General features: G+C 31.5%; 13 protein-coding genes and 1 pseudogene. 2 read left to right on the top strand and 12 right to left on the bottom strand.

Annotation, left to right across the window (positions count from 1 at the left end):
* The first annotated feature begins 516 nt into the window (after nucleotides 1–516).
* Complete coding sequence (locus AD998_21840; protein ID KOY84293.1) at nucleotides 517–1,383, top strand: hypothetical protein; 867 nt, start codon at nucleotides 517–519, stop codon at nucleotides 1,381–1,383.
* A 274-nt stretch (nucleotides 1,384–1,657) separates the two neighbouring features.
* Here the strand turns inward: AD998_21840 and AD998_21835 are convergent, their stop codons facing one another.
* The gene (locus tag AD998_21835; protein KOY84292.1) at nucleotides 1,658–1,837 is read right to left on the bottom strand and encodes a hypothetical protein; all 180 of its coding nucleotides are present in this window, start codon (nucleotides 1,835–1,837) and stop codon (nucleotides 1,658–1,660) included.
* Between the two features lie 311 nt (nucleotides 1,838–2,148).
* Between AD998_21835 and AD998_21830 the strand changes: the two genes are divergently transcribed.
* Nucleotides 2,149–3,000 carry a hypothetical protein gene (locus tag AD998_21830; GenBank protein KOY84291.1) on the top strand — a complete coding sequence of 284 codons (852 nt, stop codon included), beginning with the start codon at nucleotides 2,149–2,151 and terminating at the stop codon, nucleotides 2,998–3,000.
* Nucleotides 3,001–3,336: 336 nt separating this feature from the next.
* Here AD998_21830 and AD998_21825 read toward each other — a convergent pair whose 3' ends face one another.
* The 11 genes and pseudogenes from AD998_21825 to AD998_21775 all read right to left on the bottom strand — a co-directional run.
* The gene (locus tag AD998_21825) at nucleotides 3,337–3,903 is read right to left on the bottom strand and encodes a DNA mismatch repair protein (GenBank protein ID KOY84290.1); all 567 of its coding nucleotides are present in this window, start codon (nucleotides 3,901–3,903) and stop codon (nucleotides 3,337–3,339) included.
* A gap of 75 nt (nucleotides 3,904–3,978) precedes the next feature.
* A complete protein-coding gene (locus tag AD998_21820; GenBank protein KOY84289.1) occupies nucleotides 3,979–7,002 on the bottom strand; it encodes a hypothetical protein in 3,024 nt (1,007 codons plus the stop codon).
* 147 nt (nucleotides 7,003–7,149) lie between these two features.
* A complete protein-coding gene (locus tag AD998_21815; protein ID KOY84288.1) occupies nucleotides 7,150–7,545 on the bottom strand; it encodes a hypothetical protein in 396 nt (131 codons plus the stop codon).
* Between the two features lie 121 nt (nucleotides 7,546–7,666).
* Entirely contained in the window at nucleotides 7,667–8,707 is a 1,041-nt protein-coding gene (locus AD998_21810; protein KOY84287.1) for an XRE family transcriptional regulator, read from the bottom strand.
* A 2-nt stretch (nucleotides 8,708–8,709) separates the two neighbouring features.
* Nucleotides 8,710–9,479: pseudogene (locus AD998_21805) on the bottom strand (carboxyvinyl-carboxyphosphonate phosphorylmutase).
* Nucleotides 9,480–9,799: 320 nt separating this feature from the next.
* Nucleotides 9,800–10,378, bottom strand: coding sequence for a hypothetical protein (locus AD998_21800; protein KOY84286.1), 579 nt, complete (start codon nucleotides 10,376–10,378; stop codon nucleotides 9,800–9,802).
* Between the two features lie 67 nt (nucleotides 10,379–10,445).
* Nucleotides 10,446–11,471, bottom strand: a complete 1,026-nt coding sequence (locus tag AD998_21795; GenBank protein ID KOY84285.1) for an aldo/keto reductase — start codon at nucleotides 11,469–11,471, stop codon at nucleotides 10,446–10,448.
* Nucleotides 11,472–11,494: 23 nt separating this feature from the next.
* Nucleotides 11,495–11,992: a hypothetical protein gene (locus AD998_21790; GenBank protein KOY84284.1), complete on the bottom strand. Its 498-nt coding sequence runs from the start codon at nucleotides 11,990–11,992 to the stop codon at nucleotides 11,495–11,497.
* A gap of 26 nt (nucleotides 11,993–12,018) precedes the next feature.
* Nucleotides 12,019–12,372, bottom strand: coding sequence for a hypothetical protein (locus tag AD998_21785; protein KOY84283.1), 354 nt, complete (start codon nucleotides 12,370–12,372; stop codon nucleotides 12,019–12,021).
* 80 nt (nucleotides 12,373–12,452) lie between these two features.
* Nucleotides 12,453–13,337 carry an AraC family transcriptional regulator gene (locus AD998_21780; GenBank protein ID KOY84282.1) on the bottom strand — a complete coding sequence of 295 codons (885 nt, stop codon included), beginning with the start codon at nucleotides 13,335–13,337 and terminating at the stop codon, nucleotides 12,453–12,455.
* A 395-nt stretch (nucleotides 13,338–13,732) separates the two neighbouring features.
* Nucleotides 13,733–16,660 (bottom strand): hypothetical protein (locus AD998_21775; protein ID KOY84281.1); only part of this gene is annotated, 2,928 nt, incomplete at its 5' end.

Below are 16,660 nucleotides of genomic sequence, written 5' to 3'. Positions count from 1 at the left end.
TGTCTTTTTTAGAAATAAAAAGTATTTATAATCAAGTATTTAACTACCTAAAAGGGAGGTTTTCTAAGCCAAAAGTCTGACGGATAAAATCTGTTTTTTGACTTATAAAAAGTGTTTTTTCGATTGTAAGCTATTGATTTACTGGATTTTATTTAATCAACCTTTTAGAATAGATTTCTATTCCAGTTTGTTTTTACAACATTTCCCCCATTTTTTGACTGATACGCTGTCTTTTTTGGATATTCAAAAGTTTATAGAAGATAGTTTTTGAGTGTAAAAAAGTGTTTTTATAAGTCAAACTAGAATAATAAGTATCTCATAATCATAAACTTATATCTTAAAAGGGAGGTTTTCTAAGCCAAAGTCTTTGACGGATATTTTCTGTTTTTTCGCTGATAAAATGTCTTTTTTGATGTTAAAAAGACATTTTTAAGAAGATGATTAAGGAAATTAATTATATTTGTGTCAACCTTTTTCAGCACAATACACCCAAATTGAGCAATGAGAACTATTCTTATCATCTGTATTTTATTTTTGAGATTGCATACAAATGCACAAACAAGAAATAACTATTTAGAATTTAAAACTTACAAAAAACTTCAAAGCTATTTTAGAAATCACCAAAAAAATACACCATTAGTCAGTGCACATCGTGGTGGTCCAACTACCAATTTTCCTGAAAACTGTATTCCAACTTTTGAAAATACTATTAAAAATCATCCTGCTATTATAGAAACTGATATTTCTATCACTAAAGATTCTGTTTTAGTCATGATGCATGATGATAAATTAGAAAGAACGACCAATGGAACAGGAAAGTTAAGTGATTACACTTATACTGAATTGCAAAAATTCTTTTTAAAAGACAATGAAGGAAATTTAACCAATTACAAAATTCCTACACTTGATGAAGTATTGGCTTGGGGTAAAAATAAGGTGATTTATACATTAGATGTAAAACGAAATGTACCTTATAAAAAAGTAGTAGAAGCTGTCAAGAAAAATAATGCTGAACATTTTTGTATTATTATAACTTACAATGCCAATCAAGCAGAAGAAGTAACTAAAATGCATCCTAAAGTAATGATTTCAGTTTCTGCTCGTGGACAGGAAGACGTGGAGCGTTTATTGAGTAAGGGTATTAAAAAAGAAAACATCATTGCTTTTGTAGGGATATCTATTCCTCCAGATGATATTCTACAATACTTCAAATCTCAAAATATTCCAATGGTATTAGGGACTATGAGTAATTTAGACAAAAGTGCTATTGCAAATGGAGACAACATTTATAAAGAAATTTTTAGTAAAGGTATTTTTGTGATTTCTAGTGATAGACCAGAAAATGTATCGAATCAGATAAAAATTTTAAAGAATACAAAATAAAACAGAAGAGTCTCTATCAAGATTTATATACTCAAGCAAAAGCCAGTAAGAACTGGCTTGATTTATTTCTTACTTCAGCTATTTTTTTTATAAAATCTACTGATACCTTCACATCAAAAAGACTCCACTAAAAGTAGAGTCTTTTCCAGATTAAACAAAAATTGAACACTATGTTTTCAAAGATACGCATTTTTGAAACAATATTATCTCTTCTGTACGTAAAATATATCAGTGCTGTTTTATAAAAATTCTACCAATAGATAAATCTAAATTATTATAAATCAAGAAATCCTTTTTTTACCTCAACAGGTTTTTCTACCTTTTTCCCTAAAATTTCAAAGGCTTTTTGATATTTATCAAGAGATTGTAGACTTATAGGCAGTTCTTTTCTAAATGTATTCCATAATTCTAATGCCTTGTTGTTAGAAAATATTCTTTCCTTAATCCCAATCATCAGTAAAAGATGTAAACCTTTTCTGAAATTGTGTAATAATTGTGAAGAAAAGATCAACTAATTTTACCCATCTTTAATAATTGGTCTGCATTTGTGCCTTACTAGTCAAAGACTAACAAAACCAATAAATTTATGAAACAATGCAAATAAAATATCCCTTGAAGGATGTGCACACCCTATCTGTGAAGGAGATTTTAAAAGCTTTTCAAACAGAATTAGCCATGCTAAAGCAGAAAGTCGTAGCATTAAAAATAAATGCTATACTATTGTTTTAAAAGTATTACTGTATTTAACTTAAATTCTAAATTATTATGAAAAGGTATCTTATTGTATTAATAGCTTGCTCCAGCTTGTTTGGATGTGTTTCTAAAAAGAAGTTTAAACAATTACAGGCTCAACACACAGGTTTGGAAGCTAATAATCGAACAAATTTGAAAAATCTAGAAAGAGCTGAAATTGCTCTACAAGGTTGTAATGATGAGAGAGTTCGTTTGGAAAAAGAATTGAGCGATACCAAAGCCATGAATATGAAACTCATCTCTCAATCTATAGAAATAGCCATGCTTTCAAAACAAGGTGCTGAAAATCTGCAAAATTCACTTGAGAAAATGAAAGAAAAAGATTTGCAAATTAAAAGCCTTAATAAAGCCATCAATAAAAGGGATTCTATGACCATTGCTCTTGTTACACAACTAAAAAGAGCTGTGGGTACAGAAAACGAAAACATAGAGATAAATGTTGAAAAAGGTGTAATTATGGTGAGTATTTCAGATAAGTTTCTGTTTACAACTGGAAGTTATGAGATAAATAAAAATGCTTATACAGTACTAAAGGATGTAGCAGCTGTTTTGAAAGATAGACCTACCTTTGATGTACTTGTAGAGGGGCATACAGATAATGTACCCTTCACAAAAGGCAATTTGATTGATAATTGGGATTTGAGTGTAAAAAGAGCAACCTCACTTTCTCGTACATTGGTAAAACAATTCCAAATAGACCCAAAAAAACTAATCCCTGCTGGTAGAGGAGCTTTTGTTCCTATTGCAGATAATGCTACAACTGAAGGAAGAGCTAAAAACCGTCGTACTCGTATTGTAGTCATGCCTAAAATCGATGAATTTTATGGTATGATAGAAGAAGGTATGAAAGGTGATAAGAAGTAAACATTAAAAAGAATTCACAAATGGTAAGCATAATGCCTGAAACCTTCAAATTTAATATACTACAAAAAAATAAGTCATTATGCTGAGATAAAGATTTCAATAAATTGGTAGGTGACTGGCAAGGTTCACTGACACGGTCAAAACTTTGAGTATTGCTACTAAGAGTTTCCCAAAGAAGCACACATCCATACGCTACTAAAGTATATTAGGTTTGAGAGTCTTCCACTCCAGTTCGACAAAACACAATACGCTGATAATAAACAATCTAATTTTTAAATATCAGTATATTGTGTCTGGTTTAGTGTCAATATTTTTAGTACAATACAACGTTCTATTTTACTGTTTTTTTCGCATTTGTTTAGGTCCATACCAAAGCCAGAAACCAGTTATAACGAATATTAAAAGTGCAAGCCCCATAATACTTGTATAAACTAATTTAATTTGTCCAGTTGTTCCTAAATAATAATCAAGAATGGAGCCATCATGTATATTTTCAATGAAGTCAGAATGTCTTCGCCCAATATGTAGAACTTTTCCTGTTGCACCATCAAGTTGAATCCCCCAAAAGTGATTAGCAAAAATGAACTTCACCATTCCCTTATCCTTTCGGATGTCTATTCTATCAAGTTCAGATGATAGCTTTGTTGAAACAGAGTCATGCAGTACTCTGCAAGCAATTAAATGTAAGCTATCTATTGGTAACCAATCTTTAAAATTAGTCGAAGTTCCTTTATAAGATTTTGGAAGTAATAATTCACCACTATGTTTTTTCCAGCCTAATAAAAGTCCAGTAATGGATATAAAGAAGAAGAAAACAAACAATAATATACCTGTTGTTCTATGAATCTTTCTAAATATTCGTAATAATTTTGCTTGTTTCTGCCTTTTATTATTTTCTATCATTCTGTAAAGAAGAATTTAATGTTTGTATTCTCTCTTTTCAACACATCGTTTGAATCAGGTGAATAATAGATTTCTTTACTGAACTATTATTTTTCCAATACTTTGTATATGAGTTGTATATAATCTGTAAATATATGTTCCTTTTGGAAAGTTTGCTATTATTTGTGATGATTCATTCATCTTTTGTGTGAGTACCAAACGCCCCTCTATATCATAGAAGCTTATTGTAAATGGTTCGTTGATGTAGGATTCAACAAAAATTCTGTCATTTTGAGCAACAGGGTTTGGATACACTTTAAAAATATCTTTATTTTCCTCAAAATTCACAGACTGTATGGATGAGTAATTTACTTTTCCATTGGTATGAATCATTTTCAGCCGATAGTAGTTGGAGTTAGTATTAGATTTAGGTGTATGTATAAATGAATAGTACAATTCACTTGAACTATTTCTTTTAGCCAAAACTATATCTATTGCATCAAAATCTTTCCCATTTAAACTATGCTCTACAACATATGATTGTACATGTATCTCATTAGCAATTACCCACTCTATTTGTGTTTGAAATCTTTCTAATGCTTTTGCCTTGAAATAGACTAATTCAAAAGGTAAAGGGGTATTATCTAGTTCGAAATCCCAAATCCCTCTACCATAAGTTCCAAAGCGAATAATATTACTCCCAATATTATCAACTGAATTAAAATCAACATAAGGAGTTTCTGCATTAAATAAATTATACCAAGTAGCAGTACTAAATGCATAAACATAAGGTCCTTCAGAAGTCGCTGCAAATAAAAATTGTTCATCATCTGATAGAGCTACTTCATAAAAAGTAGCTAAAGGAATACTACCACTTAATGCTGTAAATGTAATACCACCATTATCCGACTGATAAACTCCCGAATTTGAAAAACCTGTACCACAAATAAATACTTTATCTGCATTTGTATTTGAAGTTTTAATATCCCATGGAATCATGGTATTTGGAAGTCCTGCACTTGTTTGTTTTGTCCAACTTGTACCTTGATTAGTGGATGAAAAAAATGTTGCATCTTGGGTAGAAACATAAATACGATTATAATCTGACGAAGAAACGCCAATAGCCTTGATGACTGCAGTACCATTATTAGAATTGGCTCTAAAATCGTAGTTGAATTGAGAGGTACTGATTACTCCTGTTGTAACATTTGCCTCAGCTATTATTAGATAAGATCCAGAGCCACCAGTTAAGTTACCACCTGCCACATAAGCCTTATTATCTGTGAAATCAGGTGTAGCGACCATTGGATTAATCCAGCCAGGTTTATTGGTACCAGGAATATTAAAACTTGTGCTAGAAGGGACATTTCTATCTTTATAACAATATAAATCTCCATTTTGAATCATGGCAAAAAAAGACTGATCACTATTAAAAAATACACCCAACATCCCATCTCCAGTACTCATATTGTCTGTTGAAAAAATATTAAAATCAGCCTTTGAATTTCCACCATATTTAAAATTACCCTTATCTTGTGCACCACCATAAACAAAACCATCAAAAGCTGTTGTCTGATCATATAATGTTGTGACATTCAAATTGATAAGACCTAGGTTTTTTGTTGTTGCAAATTGATCATATGTTACATGTATGCCTGAATGATTACAGATTAGAATAAAAGGTGTACCATTTGACTTTTTAAAATAATCTAGGTTCATCATATCCACATGCATAGAGTCCTTTCTTGTGGGTGTATTTTTATAGTACTCCCACCATTGCACATATTGTTCTTCCCACACTCCACCATTAATTGATTTATTTAATTGGAAACCACCAAGATATAGATTGTTATAATCAGGATCTGCAAGCCATGCTTTTCGCCAAACACTTTCTGGTGAAGTACTTAGATAAGTCCATGTTGCACCATCTACTGTTTTATAAACTTTCTTATCAGAATTAGTATTTATATAAAGTTCGTAGTCGCTTATTAAGCTATTATATCTACCACTTATAGATATTTTACCTGTCGAAACACCTTGTGAGCTGTAACTTATAGGAATAGAAATATTTGTACCTCCTGTGCCAAAGTCATGTGTAATTTTATAGAAAGATTGTGCTTTATTATCAACTAAATACATTTGATCTGAATCATAGGGTTTCCACAAGTCCACATCATTAAGCCCATATCCTGTAGAACTTTCCCAAACTTTTGTATAGGATACTCCTTTATTTGTTGTTTTATATAATTGTATAAGTTCTCCCCAAGGACTGGCTGACCATGTATGTACTAAATAATAAAGAGTCTGATGATCACTTAAAGATAATAATCTACGTCCACTCCCCCAGTGGTCATAGAAGCTAAATCCTGTACCCATTATCCATGTTTGCCCTTCATCATCAGAATAACTTATTTTTTTATCATTTGCACCCACTCCAAATATTGCAAAAATACGTGTGCCACTATTATGTGGGAGTACTTCCAGTTCATCTGGTTCAAATCTTATATCATCATTGAGTAAAGTCCAGTTAAGACCATTTAAATTGCCTTTCCATAAATGACCTACCGTAGAAATAGCATAGATAGATTCATTACTGGGTAAGAAATCAACTTCTCGCATATCACCAGCTTCATTATTGGGTCCTCTCTCATGCCATTTTGCCTGTATCAGACCACCTGCAAAAGATTCCATACCAGAACGCAAAGATTCCTTTGATTGTAATGATTGCTTTAATTGATAATTTTGTTTCCAATTCTCATAACGAATGGAATCTACATTTGTCCCCTTGGCTGCAAAGTAGAGTTCACTGCGATATATTTTTTTTAAAGAATCTACTAAGGGCTTATTTTCTTTTTCAGGGTTTTCTGGTTTAATTGGATCAGAAAAACTTTGTTTATAATTATCATGTTGAGTAATATTTATGGGGGTTTTTTCTTCTATAACATTGATATTTTGGGTTGTATTTATGTTGAGAGAGTCTGTTATTACACTACTTTCTACTTTTTGTTCCAGATTTTTAGGCTGAATAAAAATAGATGGCTTATCCTTTTTTTGAGTAAAAAATAATAACAACGAAATGACTATTACAAGACTGATAACACCAAACAAATACCTTATCATATCTAAGATGCTTTAAAATTAAATCTCTGAAACACTATTTTAAATAAAAATAAGATATTCAGAACATTACAAATGTTATAAAAAAAGAAAAAATATTCAAGTGTTCGGCAAGAATTTATTATTAAAAAACTATTTATTGAATTTTTACTATTTTTTCTCTATGTATAAAAGTAGAAGTTTGAATGAGTAACAGATATATTTCTTGATTAATTTTTCTAAAGAAAGTTCTTCCTTATTAGTATAATTACATTCTTTCTCATAAATAGTTTTTCTTGGAATATCTGTGATAATTATTTTTTGAATAAAAGGTACTTCAACTAAAACTAAATTTTGAAAGGGATTTGGATATAGTTTTACACTTAAATTGTCCTTTTGTTCATTATCTAAGGAAATTATTTTAGAATATCCACTTTTCCCATTTTTGTAATATACTTTCAATCTATAATAAACTGTTTTGGCATCTAACAAAACATCTGTTATTTCATAGTTTTGTAATCCAGTATTTAATTTAATTTCTATCTTTATCAATAAGTGAAAAGCCATAATCAACAATGTTTATTTTCCATTGTTGCATCATTGGCAGTGATTGTTCTGTAAAAACTTCTAAGAAGTAGTCTGATGAATTTACTTTAAGTTTGTATATTCTGATTTCTGTTATCATTTATTAAATTCCGTTTTTTTCAAGGTCTAGTAAATATTTTTTTCGCCAAAGCCCACCACCATAACCTATCAATTGTCCGTTAGAGCCAATAACTCTATGACATGGAATTAAAATAGAAATTCTGTTCATTCCATTTGCCTTGGCAACAGCTCTCACACTTTCAGAGCTTCCAATTGTTATGGCTTGCTCCTTGTATGACTTGATTTGCCCATAAGGAATGTTTTGTAAAGCTGTCCAAACTTTGTTTTGAAAGTCTGTGCCTAGTGTATGTAAAGGAATATCAAATATCTTCCTTTCCCCTGCAAAATATTCATTTAGTTGTTTTTCTAAAAGTTCAAAATGCTTGTTGTTCCCTTGAATAATGGTTGCATTTAAAAGTTTGGCAATTGACTTTAATTCCGTTTCCAACATTTTTCTGTCAGTAAATTCTAACAAGCAGATTCCTTGATTGGTAGCACAAGCAAGCATTGTTCCTAAGGGCGTTTCAATTCGCTTGAGGTCTATAATATTTTGTTGTTTTCCTTTTCTCGGGGAAATACCAAAAATATTTTTAAAACTATAGCCAAAACCACTTAAAGATTCAAAACCTATGTCAAAAGCAGTATGCGTAGCACTCTCGCCACTTTGTATTTTTTTAAATGCCATATTAATTCTAAACATTCTTTGATAGGCTTGAAACGTAATTCCGTGATTTTTTAAAAACCATCTCCTTATTTTACTGGGTTCTATTCCTCTTTGTTTAAGATCATTGTTTTTGAATTTCAAAGTCGGATTTTCTGAAAGTTCGTCAATGATTTTTTGAAATTCAATTGGCGTATAGTTGATTGTTTTTAAAGGATTGCAAACTTTACAAGCTCTGTAACCTTTAAGAATGCACTCTTTAGAAGTTTTAAAAAATTCCACATTTTCCAATTTGGGTTTTCTGGCAGTACAAGATGGTCTGCAAAAAATACCTGTTGTCTTAACTGCTATAAAAAAAACACCTTCAAAAGAAGTGTCTTTTTCAAGAATAGCTTTGTACATTATTTCTATTGTCAGTTCCATTTTTAAAACAAAGCATTAAAAGATTGTTCAGTCAATATTTTTGTTGTCATATTTTCCAAAGATGTATAAACATAACTATTTAAAAAATTGCCCATACTAATTCTTTTTACGCCAAGTTTTTCTAGCGTTTCAAAATTGGTAATTCTGGCATACACATTACATTGAGTGGTAATTTGGTTTGAGAAACCATTGCAGAAATGTCACTTTGTTTTATGACACAAGGTAAAAAAATTCCGTCCGCCCCTGATTTTTCATAATTCCCTGTTCTGTCTTTTGCAATTATTAACATATTCGGAACATTCAAAAGAAAAGCATCACATCTTACATTGATGAACATTGAAATTCCTCGTTGTGTTAAGATGTTCTTTACTTCTTTTAAAAGTTGCGAAAACTAAACAATGTCTTTCAGTTTTCGTTCGCCATTTTCAAAAAAGCTGTCTTCAATATTTATTCCAACAACACCTAATTTTTCTAATGATATGATGTTGTCCACAATTTCTGTTGCAGTATTTCCATAACCAAATTCAATGTCCACAGACAATGGAATTGTAACACATTTACTAATCCTTTCAACAATAAATAATAAATCCAAAAAAGGCATTTGTTCCCCATCTTCGTAACCTAACGAATGGGCAATTGCAGCACTTGAAGTCCCAATTGCTTGAAAATGCAATTTTTCACAGACTTTTGCACTCTGTACATTCCAAACATTCCCAATAAGAAGTGGAGTTGTCTGATTGTGTAATTCTATAAATTTTAAATACTTTGTCATTTTTATAATTGTTTTTGCAAAGATACTTTTGATTTGTATTGGTGTACAACCGAAAAATTGACAAGTATTTTATTTACCGAGGGTAAAGGAAAGATTTAAAATTGCACGTTTTTTAAACTCATTTTCTCTATAAAAAATCAGCCCTTTTAAAAGGGCTGATAGAAAAGTATTTTTTCTAAATTTTACTATTTTTAGATTTTAAATCTTGTTTTATAGCTTTTTTTACATTTCTAATCGTATTTGAGCTACCAAATGGGTTTAGAACCATACCAAAAGGTTCTAAATTCCACTCAGATTTACTAAAAAATGATAATCTATTGTCATACTTTTGCATTTTCAGTTGCAAATTTTATAATCTCATCTAAATCAATTTGATCACCACCATCTTTACCATAATGCACAAGTTGAAGTATTTGGTTTTCATCAATCAAAAAATCGGCTGGCATGGCTCCTACATTAGTGCCAGGCTCTATACCATCACCTGTGATACCCAATTTTATGATTTCTGCGATTTGACTTTGACGATTGGCAGCAATAAATTTTTCATGAGCTACATCAGGAGGCAATACTTCTAATCCATAGAGCGAATATATAATTCGTTTAGTATCTGAAACTACTGAAAATTTATGCTCAGACAAAATACTTTTTTGAAAGAAATCACTCAGTTTGAACATTTTTTTATCTGATTCATAAAATATGATAGTTTCAATGTTAAGTGTTTTTAGTTGTGCTGATTTTTTGAATATCTTATATACATGTAAACTACACATAGGGCAACGTGTGTTACGTAAAAAACTAATATAAACTTTTTTGCCTTTGAATGCATTAAGGCTCACAGGCATATCCATAATATCTTCTGTGGTGAATTCAGGAGCTATTTGTCCAATGTTTAGTTTCATTTTTGAAAAAAAGATAAATGGGTAAAAAAGCAATCATTTTAGCAAAAAGTGATTGCTTCGTTTAAATTTATTTAATAATTCTATCCACTGACTGCCTCTCTACCATCCAAATTGGATAAGGTTTGATAGTGGCACTTACCTCATCTAAGATTTGCATTTCTTGGGTTGTAAATTCCACATTTATAGAACCCAAATTGTCCAAAAGCTGTTCTTTACGTTTTGCACCAATGATGATGCTTGATACTGAGGATTTTTTCAATAGCCAAGCCAAAGCAATTTGAGCAACAGAAATACCTTTTTCAATAGCAATTTTTTGCATTACTTCAATGATGTCAAATGCTTTTTCCTTATTAATTGGTGGGAAGTCAAAATTATTGCGTCTTGAGTCATCACCTGTTTGAGCGTTAGATCGAGTAAACTTACCTGATAAAAAACCACCTGCCAAAGGTGACCAAGGCATCAGACTCATTTGTTGGTCAAGTGCTAAAGGGACAATTTCGTGTTCTACTGTCCTATCAGCAATGGTATAGAAATATTGTAAAGCTGTAAATTTTGTCCAACCTTGTTTCTCTGCATAAGCATTTGCTTTCATTACTTGCCAAGCAGGAGTATTGCAAATACCTAGGTAACGTACCTTACCTGAGCGAACAACATCTTCTAAACCACGCATTGTTTCCTCCAAAGGTGTAAGCGGATCAACACCATGTACATACAATAAATCTATGTAATCCAATTGTAAGCGTTTTAGACTGTCATTTACTGAATCGTAAATGTGACCTCTGCTCAACCCAACTTGGTTCACACCTTTGCCCATTTGAATACGAAGTTTGGTAGCTATAACTAATTCTTGACGAGGTAAGCTCAAACTTTTGATTGCTACTCCTTGCATTTCTTCCGCCAAACCTTCGGAATAAGCATTGGCATTATCATAGAAATTGATGCCACTATCAAAAGCTGTTTTCATCAAGTCATTTACTTCGTCTTGGGTTTGTTGTCCAATAGCAGTCCAAAACCCCTTTCCTCCAAAAGTCATTGCTCCTAAGCAAATCTCTGAAACTAGAATTCCTGTGTTTCCTAAGTTATTATACTTCATAAAAGGTGTTTTTTAGTGAAAAACTATTCTTGGAAAATCCTTTTGATATTTCTCAAAAGTTCCAATTGCAAATTATTGAAATTCTCTACTCTTGCTTGTCGATTAGCTTTTTGTACCAAAAAGTTTGCTATAAAAGTTATTTCTACTTGTTTGTTTTTCAATTCTTTTACCTTAAAACAAGCTAAATAATCTTTTACAGGTAAGGGTGTTTCAATCATCTTGTAGCAAATAATGCACTTTTTAATGTTTAATTTAACTACTTTTTCTACAATTTTCCCTTCATTTTGTAATCTAAGTATTACAGTACTGCCCAAACCTTTACCTTCTGTTACAGAAGTTTTGATGGTAGATGGCACAAGGTTTTGTAGATTGCCTAAGTCAGAGAGGTAAGCCCAAACTTTATCAATATTAGCATTGAAAACACTTTTATTTTCAACTTTTGCCTTTTCAAATTTTTCGGTTTGTGCTATAACAAATTGTGTAAAACCTACAAAACAAATGTTTATTAATAAAAACTTCATTATTTTAACATCTGAATTTATAAATATTAAGCAAAAAATTGTTCTTTGATTACCTTACCATCTTGCCAATCTTGAATACAAACTTCAGTAGTTTTGATAGTATCCCCATCTTTTACATCAAAATCTACATCCCATATAATAAAACTGCGATTACCTTTTACTAAATTGCCTATGTGGGTATAGGCTCGTACTTCAGTAATGTTGGCAAGTAAAACATGGTTTACTTGTAACACATTGGTTTTACCTTTAATACTAATACCATCCAAATCAATTTTTTCTACTTCTTCGTGGTAGAATTTTTCCCAAGCCTCTGCTCCCTTACCTGAAAGGGCTAGAGATACTATTTCCTCTATGCTACTTTGAATCATTGCTTCTGTCATTGTCTTAATTTTTTAGTTTATTTGTCATTATTGACAATACAAAAGTACAGCAAGTAAGCAAGACATAATAAAGACAAAACCTACCTTGTTCGGTATTTTTGAGACATTTGATTTCGAAACTCTTGTGGAGATTGGTGAGTAATTGTTTTGAAGGTTTTAGCAAAATAAGAACTATCTGTAAAGTTCAATTCAAAGGCAATTTCAGAAATAGTCTTATGAGTAAAAGTCAAAAAGCGTTTTGCTTCTAAAATACTTCTTGCTCTGATAATTTCTGTGGCAGTCTGATGAGTAATTTCTTTACATATCAAGTTTAGATGGTGTTGGGTGATATGTAATTTATTAGCATAAAAAGAAGCTGTTTGGTTCTCCATGAAATATTTTTCTAATTCATTTTTAAATTGTTTGAATAAGATGAGGTATTTCTTAGATTGAACAACTAAAGATTGATAGTCAATATGCCTTTGTACTTGAGCAAGCAGAATGTGCAAGTAGGCTTGAATGATGGAGGGATTTCTATCATTTCGAGTATGTTCTTTTTCTATTTGATTGATAAGATATAAAATTTCACTAAATCCATTTTCGGTAAACATAATACAAGGATTGGCATAGAGATTATCCAAAAAGCTAAGTTCAAAGAGTATATCTTTGTTATTGTGATTAAGCAGATAAAAATCTTCTGTAAACAGAATAGTACCACCTGTTAACGGTTTCCATTCTTCAAAATAATGCACCTGATTGGGTGAAATAAAAAATAAACTGTTAGGTTTTACTTCATATTCGTTATAATCTATAATTTGTTTGCTTTCACCACTTTTCGTCCAGAGAATTTCATAAAAGGTATGTTTATGAAAATCATCTATATTTGGTTCTTCCATCATATCAAACTGAAGAATCTCAAATTCAGTTGGATTTTGTGGTTGATTGATAAAATGACCAATACCATAAAGTGAAAAAACATCTTTCATTTGACAAAGTTTGTATTTGTTGTTGGGTTCAAAAAAGTATTTATAATATTGGGTAACCTTAAACAGCGTAGGGGGGAAAAACTATATGAAAATGAGGTAAGTATTTTATATTAATTGGTAAAGTGAAATTTGTTTTTGAAAACAACAATATGAAAACTTAATAGGCTTTTTTCCTTGCTAAGCTAAATGATTAAAAATAATGAGCAATTTTCTGAAATTAAATTGCTATACACAAATGATATAATGCTTTTTTATTCAACTTAAATTTCTCAATATACGCTATTATTTAACTCTTCTTCATGTAGTTTTTTCCCTACGCTGTTTAGAAATACTTTTATTTGATAGATAGAGTGTGTTAAATCTATTTAAGATATGAGTATTTACAAATATATAATCTATAGTTTGGTTATTCGCTTCATAAATATACCTTGGTTTGTTGTTATTTTGAGCAGATAAAATCCAGTAGGTATATTTTTTAGGGGTATTGTAATATTATTTTGTGTCATTTTCTCTGCTTGATGAATAACTGAATACCCTGTTAATGTCAATAGTTCAACATTTTGTATTTCTATTGAGTTTTTGGTAGTTGCTACTGATACTTTTTCAGTAGCTGGATTTGGATAAATCTTTGTGTTTTTTTCTAAGTCAGTTAATCCAGTAGTGAGTCCAAAGTTATTGATACGTAAAACCACCACACTATCACTTGCTTTGAAATTACCATCACCCACCTGAAATGCCAATATATCAGTTTCTCCATCAAATATTTGAGATGTTAGTGTCAATATATTTCCTTGTATGGTTGCAACTTCTCTGTTTGTACTTATAAATGAAGCTGGAAGACCTGAATCGAAAGCTGCATTCAGTTCATATTTTCCATCTGGTAAGAGTACACTCGAATAGCTTTGTACAAATTGCTCTCCTTTATCTATTATCAGTATATATGTTCTTTCACCTGTATTACCTCCATTATCCAAAGCTTTAATCGTAAATGTATATGAACCTGCTATGGTAGGAATGCCTGTTAGTTGGTCTCCTGTTAAAGATAGTCCAGCAGGCAATGTTCCATTACTTAGAGAAAATGTAAAGGGGGGCAAGCCTGACACTACAGAAAAAGGTGTTTGACTGTAAGCTATGCTTACTTGCCCATTGAGTAATGTAAGAGGATTAATCACTAATGGAGCTGTACCAAAAATGGTATATCTTTCTGACGCTGTGAAATTGAGGGCTGTTGCAGTATAATTTGGTAAAGCAACTGTTGTGGTGATACCTGTAATGTCCCATACTGCACCATTTAAACGATATACTTTGGAGTTTGTACTTGTACATCCAGAGTTAAAGAATGTTACACTTCCCTGAAGTCCTGAAAGTGACCAGCTCCCTATAGCTACGTCTGTAAAACTTAGAGGAGGAAGTGGGGTTAGAGGTGCATCAAATTTTGCAGCCATGTTGCCTGCTGTTGTAGGTGTGACACTGATATGTCTGATGCTGGAAATCTCTCCTATAGGAAAAATGTATGTTGTCCCTATTTGCAATCCATTCCTTATCAACCTACCTATTCCATTTGTTTCTATATAAGAAGTAGAGGTATTGGTAAAACTTTGTGTAATTTGATTGGTAGCTGGAATAGCATTTAAAGTAAAATCATTGTTATTTAATACTAAACGCCCTTGAGTTAAAGTAATAGAGTTTGTTTGTGCAATAGTATTTAGTGAAACATTGTTATTGTTGTTAATATTAATAGTATTGAATGGAGAACTGCCATTAGTCGTAATATTTTGCACATTTGTTCCATCAAAAACTACGTTTCCTGTACCAGCTACAAATGCTCCATTGGTTAGCCAACTACCTTTTATATTAATGTTAAAAGTATTTGCACTAAGTGAATGGGTGTTACTTGTAACTAAATCACCATTAATAATTAAATTACCAGCTAGAGCTGATGAAGCTGTATTTATAAAATGAACATGATGAAATGTGTTTGCATTGATAGTGGCAATACCCAGAGCATAAATAAAAAAATTATTTGGTGCGGAAGTGTTTTTTGTAGGTATATCTATTCCTGCTCTATACTCTATCAAAGCATTATTCTCATTGGTAACAGGTACGCTACAAACTTCTAAAATAAGTCTTCTACCTACTACTGTACCACTACCCAATTGATTAGTGAGTGTACCAGTACCTGAAATATCATTGCCCGAATTGGTGTGAAGAAATATATCTCCGCCTCCTGGAGAATCTAAAATAATAATATTTCCATTGATTTGTCCTACACCAGAGTTTGCTTGGGCAAAATGCATTGGGTTTGCACTCTGATTCTGAATGGTCAAATCAACATCCAATGTCCATTGTGTACTACTTTGTAAATTAAACGTTCCTTGATTGATAATATTTCCTCTAAAAATAAAAGTAGTGTTTGTAGAAACAGCAGTAGTCATTGTGCCTGTTACTTGTAAAGCACCATTAAAAGTATTTGTACCAGGTGTAGCAGTATCATTGAAAGTACCTACAATAGTTACAACACCATTGGCTGTAAAGTTATTTCCATTTACCTGAAATGTAATACCTGAAGGTATTGTCAAATTGGTATTGATAGTAAAATTACCCGTAGTTACATTTCTCAGCCCAGAACCTCCAAAAACAATACTATGATAAGTTGTCCCTTTAATTACTTGGTCACCAGCTCTTGAATAAAAAACTGTATTAGGACTACTAGCATCAAAGATACCCACATTCATAATAGGTGCATCTGAATTATAGTATAATTGTGCATTATTCCCCTGATTCCATCTACTACTTGCGTTTGCTCCATTGATACTACCATTTCCATTGAGTATTACACCACTTGTAAAATTATTATTATTTACAGTTCTGTTGTTAGCTATTAATAATTGTGCTGCATTGGTTATATTAAAAGTAACCAATGCTCCATCTCCAATTGTAAGGTCAGAGAAAATATTCCCACTTCCTCCTCCATTTGAGCCAAATATCATCTGACCACCAGGTTGTAAAAGAAGTGGAGGGGCTACTGTTTTATTAAAATTATACTGACAATTACAGTCAATGTTTACTGTTCCAGAAGGAGAGTTAATAATATCATTATTAAAGTTAAAGGTAGAAACATTTCCACCAGCTCCTATTGCAGAAAGTACACCATCATTGTTAATAACTCCATTGAAAGTATTGGTTCCTCCTGTCACATTATCTATAAACATACTACTTGGTGCAATGGTAGTTAAGCCATTTACTGTAAAATCTCCTCCTCCAACATGAAAAACATCTCCTCCTAGCAAACTAAAATCTTCTTGTACTAAGATATTTCCACC

This window comes from bacterium 336/3, assembly GCA_001281695.1.
Lineage (GTDB): Bacteria > Bacteroidota > Bacteroidia > Cytophagales > Thermonemataceae > Raineya.
Note: the sequence above shows the minus strand (reverse complement) of the source record. Positions and strands in the feature narration are given on the sequence as shown.